At 64.3% G+C, this 13,182-nt stretch carries 12 protein-coding genes; 8 read left to right on the top strand and 4 right to left on the bottom strand.

What is annotated here, in order from left to right; translation table 11 throughout:
• Positions 1-41: 41 nt before the first annotated feature.
• The 3 genes from ACODSK_RS10365 to ACODSK_RS10355 are packed head-to-tail and all read right to left on the bottom strand — an operon-like array spanning position 42 to position 3,138.
• Entirely contained in the window at positions 42-794 is a 753-nt protein-coding gene (locus ACODSK_RS10365; protein WP_043205075.1) for an SDR family NAD(P)-dependent oxidoreductase, read from the bottom strand.
• An 11-nt stretch (positions 795-805) separates the two neighbouring features.
• Positions 806-2,089, bottom strand: coding sequence for a histidinol dehydrogenase (gene hisD, locus ACODSK_RS10360; protein ID WP_122318597.1), 1,284 nt, complete (start codon positions 2,087-2,089; stop codon positions 806-808).
• 32 nt (positions 2,090-2,121) lie between these two features.
• Positions 2,122-3,138, bottom strand: coding sequence for an SMP-30/gluconolactonase/LRE family protein (locus ACODSK_RS10355; protein WP_012723206.1), 1,017 nt, complete (start codon positions 3,136-3,138; stop codon positions 2,122-2,124).
• Between the two features lie 386 nt (positions 3,139-3,524).
• Here ACODSK_RS10355 and ACODSK_RS10350 point away from each other — a divergent pair, with 386 nt between their 5' ends.
• The 5 genes from ACODSK_RS10350 to ACODSK_RS10330 all read left to right on the top strand — a co-directional run bounded on the left by ACODSK_RS10350 (position 3,525) and on the right by ACODSK_RS10330 (position 8,494).
• Positions 3,525-4,439 (top strand): LysR family transcriptional regulator, encoded by a 915-nt coding sequence (locus ACODSK_RS10350; protein WP_122318596.1) that lies wholly within the window; start codon positions 3,525-3,527, stop codon positions 4,437-4,439.
• 419 nt (positions 4,440-4,858) lie between these two features.
• Positions 4,859-5,791 carry a VOC family protein gene (locus ACODSK_RS10345; RefSeq protein WP_012723204.1) on the top strand — a complete coding sequence of 311 codons (933 nt, stop codon included), beginning with the start codon at positions 4,859-4,861 and terminating at the stop codon, positions 5,789-5,791.
• 10 nt (positions 5,792-5,801) lie between these two features.
• Positions 5,802-6,164, top strand: coding sequence for a Rieske (2Fe-2S) protein (locus ACODSK_RS10340; RefSeq protein ID WP_012723203.1), 363 nt, complete (start codon positions 5,802-5,804; stop codon positions 6,162-6,164).
• Between the two features lie 14 nt (positions 6,165-6,178).
• Entirely contained in the window at positions 6,179-7,342 is a 1,164-nt protein-coding gene (locus ACODSK_RS10335) for an alpha/beta hydrolase family protein (protein WP_012723202.1), read from the top strand.
• A gap of 18 nt (positions 7,343-7,360) precedes the next feature.
• A complete protein-coding gene (locus tag ACODSK_RS10330; protein ID WP_012723201.1) occupies positions 7,361-8,494 on the top strand; it encodes an FAD-dependent oxidoreductase in 1,134 nt (377 codons plus the stop codon).
• Here ACODSK_RS10330 and ACODSK_RS10325 read toward each other — a convergent pair.
• A complete protein-coding gene (locus ACODSK_RS10325) occupies positions 8,491-9,150 on the bottom strand; it encodes a FadR/GntR family transcriptional regulator (protein ID WP_043205073.1) in 660 nt (219 codons plus the stop codon). The genes ACODSK_RS10330 and ACODSK_RS10325 overlap by 4 nt on opposite strands.
• A gap of 278 nt (positions 9,151-9,428) precedes the next feature.
• Here ACODSK_RS10325 and ACODSK_RS10320 point away from each other — a divergent pair, with 278 nt between their 5' ends.
• The 3 genes from ACODSK_RS10320 to ACODSK_RS10310 all read left to right on the top strand — a co-directional run bounded on the left by ACODSK_RS10320 (position 9,429) and on the right by ACODSK_RS10310 (position 12,984).
• Entirely contained in the window at positions 9,429-10,433 is a 1,005-nt protein-coding gene (locus ACODSK_RS10320; RefSeq protein WP_012723199.1) for an ornithine cyclodeaminase family protein, read from the top strand.
• An 11-nt stretch (positions 10,434-10,444) separates the two neighbouring features.
• The gene (locus ACODSK_RS10315; RefSeq protein WP_043205071.1) at positions 10,445-11,455 is read left to right on the top strand and encodes a dihydrodipicolinate synthase family protein; all 1,011 of its coding nucleotides are present in this window, start codon (positions 10,445-10,447) and stop codon (positions 11,453-11,455) included.
• Positions 11,456-11,541: 86 nt separating this feature from the next.
• Positions 11,542-12,984 carry an NAD-dependent succinate-semialdehyde dehydrogenase gene (locus ACODSK_RS10310; RefSeq protein WP_224265912.1) on the top strand — a complete coding sequence of 481 codons (1,443 nt, stop codon included), beginning with the start codon at positions 11,542-11,544 and terminating at the stop codon, positions 12,982-12,984.
• Positions 12,985-13,182 lie beyond the last annotated feature (198 nt).

Genomic DNA, 13,182 nt, shown 5'->3' with positions numbered 1-13,182 from the left:
GAGCAGGTTGCCGGCGTTGTCGCGCAGAAAGCCGCGCGCTCCTAATTCAACGACCGGCCGCCATCGACGGGGATCACCGCGCCGGTGGTGAAGGTCAACTGGCTGGCCACCGCCAACACCGCGTTGGCCACCTCCTCCGGCAACGCCAGGCGCCCCAGCGGCGTGGCCGCCGCCTGGCGGTCACGCCATGCGGCATCCAGGCCCTGGACAAACTCGGTGTCAGCCAGGCCCGGTGCTACCGAGACCACACGGATAGCCGGAGCCAGGGCACGGGCCAGCGAGCAGGTCAGGTTGTCCAGCGCGGCCTTGGAGGCGCAATAGGCGATGTTGCTGCCCATGGCCGTGCGCGCGGCAATTGAACTGATATTGACCACCAGGCCGCCCTCGCCTGCCGCCAGTAGCGGCTGCAGTGCCCGTACGCAAGCGATGGGCCCGCGCACGTTGGTCGCCAGGATCTGGTCGATCAGCGTGTCATCCAGCGCGGCCAGGTCGGCGTGGGCAACATAGCGCGTGGTGCCCGCGCAGTTGACCAGAATGTCGCACCGCCCATAGGCCGCCTTCACCTCCCGGGCCAGGCTGGCCAAACTCTCGCTGTCGGTGACCGTGGCCTGCATCGGCCTGTGGCCTTCGGCACAGGCCGGCAAGGCCAGGGCCAAACGCTCGGCAGCTTCGCGTCCGCGGTTGTAGCCCAGCACTAGTGCGGCGCCGGCGCCGGCCAGGGCGCGGGCAATCGCCTCGCCCAGACCTCCGGTAGCGCCGGTGACCACCGCCACCTTGCCTTCGAGTGCTTGCATGGCCCGGCCCCTCACACGGTTTTCTTCAGGCGACGCACGCGGATGTCAGCCTGCTCCTTGTGCCCGGAGAAGTGCTCCAGGGCGCACAACCGCGAGCACACCTCACCCATGGCCACGCTCGCCTCATCAGTGAGAATGCGCTGGTAGGTGTGGGTCTTGATGAACTTGCCCACCCACAGGCCGCCGGTATAGCGGCCAGCGCCCTGAGTCGGCAGGGTGTGGTTGGTGCCGATCACCTTGTCACCGTAGGACACATTGGTACGGTGGCCCAGGAACAACCCGCCATAGCAAGTCATGCGCTCGAGGAACCAGTCCGGATCGCGGGTCATGACCTGGACATGCTCGGAGCATAGGCGCTCGGACTCGGCGAGCATCTCCTCATCGCTGTCACACAAGATGATCTCGCCATAGTCACGCCAGGCGACGCTGGCCACCGGTGCGGTGTCCAGGCGGCTGAGCACCTGTTCGATGGCCGCCGGCAACTCTTCGGCGATACGTGTGCTGGTGGTCAAGCAGTAGGCCGGCGAGGTCGGGCCATGCTCGGCCTGGCCGAGCAGGTCCACAGCCACCAGTTCGGCGTCGACACTGTCATCGCAGATCACCATGGTCTCGGTGGGACCGGCGAACAGGTCGATACCCACCCGGCCGAACAGCTGGCGCTTGGCCTCGGCCACATAGGCATTACCCGGACCAACGATCATGTCCACCGGCGCAATCTTCTCGGTACCCAAGGCCATGGCAGCTACGCCCTGTACCCCGCCCATCACGTAGATTTCGTCGGCGCCAGCCAGGGCCATGGCAGCAACGATTTCGTTGGACGGCTTGCCCCCGAAAGGCGGTGCGCAGGCGATCACCCGCTTGACGCCAGCGACCTTGGCGGTCAGCACGCTCATGTGCGCCGATGCCAACAGGGGATACTTGCCGCCCGGGATATAGCAACCCACCGAGTTAACCGGGATGTTGCGGTGCCCCAGCACCACGCCGGGCATGGTCTCGACCTCGACGTCGCGCAGCGAATGCAGCTGGATCTGGGCAAAACGACGGATCTGCGCCTGGGCGAAACGGATGTCGTCCAGTGCCTCCGGGCTGAGGCTGTCGATGCATGCCTGGATCTGTTCGGATGTCAGCCGGAAATCATCCGGGGCCCAGTTGTCGAAGTGGCTGGAATACTCGCGCAACGCTGCCTCGCCGCGGTGCTCAATGGCAGCGAGGATCTCTTCGACGGTGGTACGCACCTGGGCATTGAGCTCGGCTTTCGCTTCTGCGGGCCGGCCTTGTTTGAGTTGACGGATCATGCGGGACTCCTGTTGCAACGAGGTATGGAAAACTAGCGCCAGTGGATCAGCGGCTGGCCGGCCACCGGTGCTCTGAAGAAGGGAATGCGGGTGCCTTGCAGGCTGCCCAAGTAGACGGTGCGAAGGTCGGGGCCGCCGAAGGTGAGGCTGGCCATCCACGGCGCCAAGGTGCCGCGGGCGGCCTGCATGATCTCGGGCGTCAGGGTCTTGTCCGCGAAATGCCGGTCGAGGCGCGCGGTGGCTTGCGGATCCCCGTCGTCGAGCAGCGTCAGCACCTCGCCTTCGGGGGTGATGGCGATCAGCTTGTCGCTCATCACCAGTGTCACCCAGAGGTTGCCGAAACTGTCGAAGGCAAAGCCGTCGGGGAAGCCTTCGAGCTGCGCAGGGCCATACACGTCGCGCTCGCCCAACGTGGCGTCGGGGCCTACGCGCAAACGCGAGATTCGCCGGACATTGCTCTCGACCACGTACAGAAACTGCTCGTTGTCATCGAAGCGGATCTCGTTGGTGCCGCCGAAGCCTTCGGCCACCACGCGGATGCCCTTTTCATCGATTACCCCGATGTAGCCGTCGAGCACCGCCGAATTGATCGAGTCGGTCCAGGGTTGCATCGTGGTCGTCACGGTGAACCAGATGCGGCCCTTGGAATCGATCAGCGGGAAGTTGGTCTTGCCCAGTGCCTTGCCTTCCAGGTGGTCGTGCAGCACATGGACGTGACCTTGGCGATCAAGTCGCTCGATACGGTCCAGACCCCAGTTGCAGATGATGAAGTCGCCTTCGGCGGTCAGTGCCAGGCCATTGGGCAGCGAGGCCCCCTGGGACTGCACGTAGCGCTGCTGGAAATCTGCCGGTTCGCTGACTGGGGCGATCGGAGCCAGGAGTTGCTGGCTGCCGTCCGGAGCGATGCGCATCACCCCGCCGCGGGCATCCGCGCTCCACAGCGTGCCGTCAGGCTGGGCGACGATGCACTCGGGGCGCTGCAGGTCGTGGCCGATGAACTGGATGCTGGCGCGGTCTACCTGCCAGCCTTTGAGAGGGTTGCTTGCCATAGTGGTGCCTCGTGCAATGCCGGGCTCGGCAGCGCATGGGCGCCCGGGCCGTGGTATGAATGGCGTTACGATGCGCGTCTAGCGCCCGCTTGATGCCAGGCGGGCGGACGAATCCAAGCAGTAGATGGGCGGCGAAACGCTGGCACGAAGAGGGCGGGACGGCTGCATGATGTGCTCCGGTTTTTTTGTTGTTATAGGCCAGACATCGGTGCCAGGCTGACACCAGGTTCTTCGACCTGGATGGCGGGTGTGACTTGATGGTATGCACCCGTCAGGCATCTGTGAAATCGTTTATTGACATACGAGGCATAAACACGTTGGATGGCTCGCACGCACCCTCCGCCAACAAAAACAATCCCGGACCGCACCGGGCAAGGAGACGTCCAATGCGCTTTCATGGCCTTGATCTCAACCTTCTGGTGGTGCTCGACGCTCTGCTGGTCGAGCAGAACATCACCCGTGCCGGGGAACGGCTGTTTCTCAGCCAGCCGGCCACCAGCGCCGCACTCGCCCGCCTGCGGGAATACTTCCAGGACCAATTGCTGGTACCCAACGGACGCAAGATGGTCCGCACGCCCAAAGGCGAAGCACTCATCCAGCCCGTTCGCGACTTGCTGATCCAGATGCGCTCCACGCTGGAAAACCGAGCCGAGTTCGAGCCGGCTCAGTCGCAGCGCAAATTTGTGCTGATGGCCTCGGACTACGTCTGCACCGTGCTGTTGCCTCAGGTCAGCAGGCGCCTGAACGAACTGGCACCGATGGCCAGCCTGGAAATGATCCCGCCCAACGACACCCCGCGGGAAACGCTCGAACGAGGGAACGTCGACCTTCTGGTGTTGCCGGCCACCCACCTGGGCGACGACCATCCGAGCCTGACGATTTTCGAGGACCGTTTCGTCTGCATGACCTGCCAGGACAACCCCCTGGTTGGCGACAGCCTGTCGTTCGAGCAGTACAAGCAGATGGGGCACGTCCTGGTGCGATGGGGTATGCAGCGGGTGCCGTCGATGGACGAGTGGTTTCTCAATCGCTACAACTTCGAGCGCCGTGTCGAGGTCATCACCAACGCCTTTAGCAACGTGCCCACGTTCCTGCCGGGCACCCTGCGCATCGCCACCATGCATCTGCGCCTGGCCCAGCAGTGTGCGCGCGAGCTTCCGCTGAAGATTCTGCCGGTACCCTGGGATGCACCCAGGCTGGTCATGGCCATCCAGTGGAATCGTCACCAGCAGCATGATCCTGGGCTGAGCTGGCTACGCAGCCTGATCGTGGAAAGCGCGGCAGCCATGCCAGACGTCTGAACAGCAACCCACGGCAGCGGCATACCAGTCCACAGGTATCCATCGATCGAATGCTTCGTATGCCAAATTAAGATTTCTCGTATGACTGGACGCTGCGTAGCTTATCGAGGCGAGCCATGCAGCCAAGGGAGCATGGCTCACACTCCGCCACACGTGGGGTGTCCAGAACAAGAACCGACCAGAGAAATCGCCATGCCTCAGCTCCTGTCTTACCTCATCACCGCCGAACATTCCGCAGCCCGCTACGCCTGCGTGGCAGTATTCGTCACCCGCCTGCATCGCTCAGCCCGACGCTAGCGTTCGCTGCCCCACCATCCTTCTAATTCCGCTGCGGTACGACAATCGCCCGCCGTGCGGCTATCCCATGCCCGTCCACCTGGCCGCCACGCCAGGTCGCTAGCTATATGGAGTCATCAGCCATGAATATCATCGGTCTGCAATACCTGACCTTCGGCGTCGAAGACCTGGCCGCCGCCCACCGGTATCTGCTGGATTACGGCCTGGACGTCAGCGAGTACGACCCCGAGGTCGGCGGTACCTACATTGCCCTGGATAGCACCGGCGTGATCGTGCGCCGCAGTGACCACTCCGGCCTGCCGCCACTGCCGCCCGGCGCATGCTCTCCCTGCCTGCGCGAAACCCATTATGGGGTCGCCGACGACGCCACCCTGGTGCAGTTGTACCGCCTGCTGGGCGCCGATCGCGAGGTGAGCGTAGATGCCGACGGCACACTGCACTGCCTCGACGATTCCGGCTTCGGCATTGCCTTTCAGCGCGCTCGGCGCCAGCCGATCCACGCGCCGCGCCTGGGCTTCAACGTGCCGGGCCAGACGCCGGGGCGCGCGCCCAACGACTGCGGCGCTGACCCCTCGGCAGTGATCAAGCCACGCTCACTGTCCCATGTGGTGTACTTCGTCGAAGACGCTGCCAAGGCCGAGGCGTTCTACCGGCGCCTGGGCTTCGTGGTGACTGATCGTCTCAACCAACTGGGGCCGTTCATGCGCCCTGCCGGGACCCATGATCACCACACGCTGTTCATGCTGCACAGCCATAACGAGCACATGGTCGGCTGCAACCACTTCACCTTCCACTTCGGCTCGGCGGGCGAGGTACTGCAGCAAGGCTGGCGCTTCCAGCAAAAGGGCTACCAAAGCTTCTGGGGGCCGGGACGGCATCTGATGGGCAGCAACTTCTTCTGGTACTTCAACAGTCCCTTTGGCGCCGTCATGGAATTTGACGCCGACATGGATCACCACGACGACAGCTGGGTGCCGCGGGCGCTGGAGCCCGGTGCAGACAATTCGCAGATATTCCTTTTCGAGGGTGTCGATAAATGGGCCCCCGGTGAGTGAGGCAGCCACCATGGAGCGCCGTCTTTGCCACCGCGACGAGCTGCCAGACCACCTCGCCCGAGGCCTGCTGCGCGAGGGCCGGCATGACCGGGTGTTCGCCATCCGGCGCGGCGCCGAAGTGATCGTCTGGCTCAACGACTGCCCGCACAACCACCGCCCTCTGGAATACCAGCGCGACCAGTTTCTCTCGGCCGACGGTCAGCACATCGTCTGCTACGCCCACTCGGCGCACTTCGACCTGCGCACCGGCCATTGCTTTGCCGGGCCGTGCGTGGGGCGGTATCTGGTCCCGGTGCCAGCACGAATAGATGGTGCGGGAAATATCTGGATTCCCGACCAACTGCCCGCTCCATCAGCCCTGAACCAAGCCTGAACGAGGTCATCACCATGTTTCAGTACTTCCCAACCAACTATGTGTGGAGCCTGTCAGCGATCATCGCCCTTACCCACGGCGGCAACATCGGCGAGGTGAACACCATGTGCGCGCCGCTGCGCGATGCCGCCCTGGCCGGCGACGATCCTGGCACCGAAGCTTTCTACGCTGCCTGGAAAAGCGGTGGCGACCGCCTGGTGGCCCTTGCCGACGACGACCTGGCGCGCAATCGGCGCCTTTCCGCAGGCGAGAAGCTGGGGCGTGCTGCCCTCTATTACAGCCTCGCAGAACGTATGCAGGCGCACGGCTTCAAGCACCGGCTGGCGCTCTACCAACATTCCCTAGTGCTGTTCGACCAGGCCCGACGCCTGAGCCGGGAAAACTGCGCACGGGTGCAAATCCCCTACGGCGAAGGTCACCTGAGCGCCCTATACGTGCGCGCCGGCGGCCTTGCTCCAGGGGCACGGGCGCCGATCGTGGTGATCATGAACGGCCTCGACAGCACCAAGGAGATGCTGCAGAAAAGCGTGATGGGCCGGCTTTTCGCCCAGCGCGGCCTGTCTGCGCTGTTCGTCGACCAGCCGGGTACCGGCGAAGCCTTGCGCTTGCATGGCCTACCGGCTCGTCACGACAGCGAGGCATGGGCCACTCCGGTAGTCGATTGGCTGCAGCAACATCCTGAGGTGGACCCGACGCGCATCGCTGCCCTCGGCGTCTCCCTGGGTGGCTATTACTGCCCACGGGCGGTGGCCTTCGAGCCACGATTCGCTTGTGCCGCGGTGTGGGGAGCGAACCACGACTGGCGCGCAGTGCAGGAGGCACGGCGGCGCCGCGAAGGCGAGAATCCGGTACCGCACTACTGGCAGCACGTGCAGTGGGTCTTTGGCGCCAGTAGTTTCGACGACTTCATGGCCAAGGCGCAGCACATGCATCTTGACGGGATCTTGGAACGCATCCGTGTGCCCTTCCTGGTCACCCACGGCGAGCAGGACCGGCAAATCCCCCTGCAGTACGCCCAGCGCACCTTTGACCAGCTGGTGAACAGCCCGGACCGCGAACTGGTGGTGTTCACCGAGCGCGAGGGCGGCGTCGAACACAACTCGCTGGACAACCCCAGCAACGCTGGCAACCTCATCGCCGACTGGCTGGCCGAACGGCTGGGCGGCGGCGTCGCCTGATTCATTTGGAGAAGCACCATGGCTCTTATTCAGAAAGCGCTGATCATCGGCGGCGGCGTGGGCGGCATGTGCGCCGCGATCCAACTGCGCAAGCTAGGCATTGCCGTCGAATTGGTCGAACTCAATCCCGCCTGGGCGCCGGATGGCGCTGGCATCACCATCAGTGGCCCCAGCCTACGAGCCTTGCGCGAGGTCGGCGTAGTGGACGAAGTCCTGCGCTTGGGCGGCTGGTGGCGCGCCATTGACCTGCGTGACGCCCAGGGCAACCTGCTGCGTACCGTGCCCATTGCGCCAGCGCTCGGCGCCGAGGACTTGCCCAGCGCGGCGGGTATCCAGCGGCCTGTGCTGGCGAAGATTCTCAGCGCCGCCACCCGCGCTGCCGGTGCCACTGTGCGCTTGGGGCTCAACTTTGAAAGCATCACCCAGGACTCCGATGGCGTCGACGTTCTATTCAGCGACGGCAGCGGTGGTCGCTACGACCTTGTAGTTGGCGCCGACGGCATCAACTCTGCCTTACGCCGCCTAGTATTCCCGGACTTCGCCGGCCCGGTGTTCACCGGCCAGGGTTGCTGGCGGGCAATCGTGCCCCGCCTGCACGAAAACTCCACCATGTACCTGAGCGATACGATCAAGGCGGGCATCAACCCCATCAGCGACGATCAGTGCTATCTCTACCTGCTGTACAAGCGCGACGGCCTGGATTTCATTCCGCCAACAGCCTGGCCGGAGATTTTCGCCGACCTGATGGTGCCTTTCACCGGTGAGCTGGCGGACATCCGCCGGGGGCTGCTCGACGGCAGCCTGCCAGACCCGCACCTGTTGTACCGCCCGCTGGCCGGGCACATGATTCCGGCGCCCTGGCACCGCGGTCGGTTGGTGCTGCTCGGCGACACGGTGCACGCGACCACTCCGCAGCTGGCCTCGGGCGCCGGCATCGCCATTGAGGGCGCTCTAATCCTGGCGGAGGAACTGGGTCGCCGCCATTCGCTGGAAGGCGCACTGACCGCTTACGCCGGCCGCCATTTCGACCGTGCAAACCTGGTGGTGCAGGCATCGGCCACCCTTGGCCACATCGAACTGAGTGGCGGCGGGCCACAGGCCCATGCCCAGGTCATGCATCAGACCCTCGAGCTGTTGCGCCGGCCGATCTAGCGTGGCGCGAACATCCGGGCACGTACCGACTGCAGATGGCTGCGCATTCGCTGCTCAGCCAGCAGCGGATCGTGCCCGGCGATGGCTTCGAGTATTGCCAGGTGCTCGCTATGGGTCTCTGACTTGGGTGCATCGGCCTGGCCAAACACGCTCTCGATCTTTGCATCCAGGCCAAGCTGCGCTTGCAGCCGCAGGCTGTCGTAGAGCATCAGCAACAAGGTGTTGTGAGTGGCTACGGCGATCGCCCGGTGCAGGGTCTCGTCCTGGCGCTTCCATTCCAGATAGCTGCCAGCGGCCGCCATGTCCACCAGGCTTTGGCGCATCGCCGCAAGGTCAGCAGGAGTGGCATGGATGGCCGCCTGCCCGGCCAACTGCGGCTCCAGCAGGATGCGGGCACCGATGATGTCGCTGATGCTGATGGCCGAAGCCCAGGCGTGGTCGTCCATCACCGCCTGACGGGAGCCGATGAAGGTGCCCTTGCCAACGTGTCGCCAGATCCGCCCCTGCTCCTCCAGGCGCCGTAAAAGAGTGCGCAACCGCCCCCGGGAAATACCCAGTTCCTCGCAAAGCTTGGGCTCCGGGGGCAGCCGTGTGTCGCCGCGGGCAGCCGCCTGTTCAATGTATTCGCTCAGCCGCAAGGCATCGTCGTCGCTCATTACGCCAGTTCTTTCCTGCATATCAAAGCCGCCATGGTAGGCCGTGCCAATAGCGCTTGCAAGGTGACAGACGCACTCTCCAGCACCTCAATAAATAATTAAGATCATTCAATTTATTAATTGACACATGTCAATTAGTCGATTTAGTTTGATTGGGCGGTGTAGTCCGCCGCTCCAGCAGTCCCCCCCAGCTTCGGAGGCTTCCCAATGCATCACAGCTTCAGCAGCACCCTCATACACTCGTGCCTGACTGGCACGCGGCCTACGGAGCGTCGGTCATGAGCGCGCCGCAGACCTCGCCGGTATTCGTTTCCAGCGCGGCCGTGCGTGAAGTGTTCAATTGGCCGGACGCCATCTCTGCCCTGCAGGCCGCCTATGCCCGGCCTCCAGTGCCAAGTGCCGTGCCGCCGCGCACCATCGCCAGCGCTGACCGGACCTGGTTGCGCACCCTTCCAGCCATCCCCCCAGGCGGGCGTTACTACGGTGCCAAGCTGATGGGCATGGCATTGGGCGCCGACCTGCCGGGCGTGGAGTACGTGATCGTGCTCTTCGATCGACAGACCAGCCGCATCGCCGCCTTCGTCGACGGCAACCTGGTCACTGGTCTGCGCACCGCCGCCGCCACCGCAGCAGCGCTGGACCGCCTGGCCCCAGCGGGGCCGGCCCGGCTGGCGGTGCTTGGCAGTGGCCTGGAAGCCGCCATGCATGTGCGTGCATTCGCCAGTGTCCGCCCGCTCAGCGAGGTTGTCGTCTTCAGCCCGACACCTGAACGCCGCGCAGCGTTTGCTGAAGCCGTCAGCCGAGATCTTGGGGTCAGTGCACGCCAGGTCGATTCCGCCCAGGCCGCCGTGGAGGGCTCCGAACTGGTTCTGGCGGCGGCCCGTTCGCGCGGCGAACAGCCGATCCTGAACGGCGAATGGCTAGCCGCTGGCGCACAGGTGTACTCCATCGGCTCGACCGTACCCGAGCAGCGCGAAGTGGATGTCTCGGTGATTGCCAGAAGCGATCTGATCATCGCCGACATGCTCGAGGAAGTGCTGGAACAAACCGGCGACATGATTGCCGCAAGCGCTGCCGGGATCGACGTGCGCGCCAAGGCGATCTCCCTCGGCGACCTGCTCAACGGCAATCACGCGCAGCGCATCCGCTCGGCTCAGTCGCTTCTTTACAAGTCTGTCGGCAGCGGCCTGCAGGATATTGTGGTGGCCGAACTGATCCTGGAAAAGGCGCTTCAGGCCGGTTTGGCCACCCCCCTGCCCATCAACTTCGAAACCAAACGCTAAAGGAGCCAATCATGGCCAGCTACAGCCGCAATGAAGCCCGTGAATGGGCCCGCGAACACCTCGTTGGCGTTGCCAACGTGACGATCCCCACCGTCACATCGGACTTCAAACACCTCAATGAAAAAGCCATTCGGCACGACATCCAGACCAGCATCGCCCACGGCTTCGTCGGCACCTTGAGCTGTTCCGAGGTCGCCATCACCATGGACGAGTACGAGCAGTTCGTGCGCATTGCCGTGGACGAGGCCGCGGGTCGCCTGTTCGTTGTCCACCACGCGGTGTTCAACACCCTGGAAGACAACATCGAAGCCGTGCGCCGGGCCGAGGCGGCCGGGGCCGAACTGGTGCTGCTGGGCTACCCGCCGTACTTCCACCCGCGTTCGCTGGAAGAGATCTACACCTACACCAAGGCGATGTGTGACGCCACCAAACTGGCCGTAATGCTCTTCCCTATCCCGACCTGGGGCTTCTCGCGACTGGACCCGAGTGACCTGCCAGTGTCGTTACTGCGGAGGTTGATCGACGACTGCCCCAATGTGGCTGCGATCAAGGCCGAGGGCGGTGCGCCAAACATTATGGCCGCCATCGAAGTTCACCGCGCCTTCCACAAGGAAGTGGTTATCTCCTCGCCCATGGAACACGAATATATCCCACTGGCACAGCTGATCCCGATTCCGTTCTGTGGCACCAACTTCTCGGCCTACTACGGCCCCGTGCTGCCGCAAGTCCACCGCCTGATCCAAGAGGGCCGCTTCGACGAAGCGACAGCGATCTTCCACCGCATCGACCCGGCGCGTAAAGCGTTCGCCAGTGTTCCCCAGGCTGGCGGCGGGCTGATCAACCGCGCGCTGTGGAAATACGAGTCCTGGCTGCAGGGCTACAACGGCGGCCCTCTGCGTCACCCCACCGGCCGGGTCTACGCCCGCGACATGGCGGCCCTGCGACGCGGGCAGGAAGCCGCTGGCCTCAACCCTACCGCCGACCCGGACGCTGACTTCTTCGTCGGCCGCAATCCGGCATGACCCTCCCTTTTTCAACCAAGGAGATATCTGGCGTGACAACCTTACAAAACCTACCCCTGCGTGACCCCAGCCTGTTGCGCGAATCAATGCTGATAGACGGCGCCTGGGTCCAGGCCGACAGTGGCAAAACCCTGGAGGTGCGTAACCCGGCCAACGGCCAACTGCTGGCCCTCGTCCCCGACGCCGGGGCGGCCGAGACCGAGCGCGCCATTGCCGCCGCCGAACGTGCCCAGCGCCGCTGGCGCGAGGAGTTGCCCGCCGAGCGGGCAAGGATCCTGCTGCGGCTTCATCATCTGCTGCTGGACAACATTGACGACCTGGCGCTGATCCTGACCTCCGAGCAGGGCAAGCCGCTGACCGAAGCCTACGGCGAGTTGAAGTATGCCGCCGGCTTCATCGAATGGTTCGCTGAAGAGGCGAAGCGTGCATACGGTGACCTGATTCCGCCGAACGTCCCGGGGCGGCTCATCCTGGTGCAGAAGGTGCCCATCGGTGTGTTCGCTGCCATCACGCCGTGGAATTTCCCAGCGGCGATGATCACCCGCAAGGCGGCACCAGGCTGGGCCGCCGGCTGCGCCGGCGTGATCAAGCCGGCCCGTCAAACGCCGCTGTCGGCGCTTGCGCTGGGGGTGCTGGCCGAGCGCGCAGGATTGCCGGCGGGGCTCTGCAACATCGTCACCGGCGCTGCCCAGCCAATTGGCCAGGCCTTGACTGACAGCCCGGTGGTACGCAAGCTGTCCTTCACCGGCTCAACCGAGATCGGCGCTCGCCTGTTGGCCCAGTGCGCTCCCACCATCAAGAAGACCAGCATGGAACTGGGCGGCAATGCGCCTTTCATCGTCTTCGACGATGCCGACCTTGAAGCTGCGGTGAGCGGCGCCATGGCAGCCAAGTACCGCAATACCGGGCAAGCCTGCATTGCCGCCAACCGCTTCCTCGTTCAAGCTGGAATCTACGAAACCTTCGCCGCCCGCCTGGCCGAGCGCTCGGCTGCCTTGGTGGTGGGCCACGGCGTCGAGCCCGGAGTCGCCCAGGGGCCGTTGATCGACGACCAGGCGGTTGCCAAGGTCGAAGAGCACATCGCCGATGCCTGTGCGAGAGGCGCCCGTATACTCACGGGCGGGCAACGCCATGCACTGGGCGGCAACTTCTTCGAGCCGACGGTGCTGGCTGACGTCCCTCTGGAGGCCAAGATCTTCGCCGAGGAAACATTCGGCCCGGTAGCGCCGCTGTTCCGCTTCGAAGACGAAGCCGAGGCCATTGCCCTGGCCAATCACACGCCGTTCGGCCTCGCGGCCTATGTCTATACCCGCGACCTCGGGCGGGCGTTCCGGGTAGTGGAAGCGCTGGAAACGGGCATGGTCGGCGTCAACGAAGGGCTGATCTCCACCGAAGTCGCGCCTTTTGGCGGCGTCAAGACATCGGGGCTTGGCCGCGAGGGCTCGCGCTACGGGCTGGATGAGTACCTGGAGCTCAAGTACGTGGCGCTAGGGGGCCTGAGTGCCCCGGAAGTTTCGCAAAAGTCATAGCATGGACTCACCGCCATTACGACCGGTGCTTGGATAAACAGCCTAAAAGGCTGCTTTGCCAAGCGCTCGGCCGTCGTCCCCTCAAGCGAAAACGGCCAGAAAACCCATCAGTCGCGCGTGCGACCATACAGCCCCAACGGCGTTTCAAACTGAATCCCGAGCAGTACACCCGCCGAAATACCATCATGGCTGTCACAA

Source organism: Pseudomonas sp. FG98, assembly GCF_057808595.1.
This window is presented reverse-complemented; position numbering and strand designations above follow the sequence as displayed.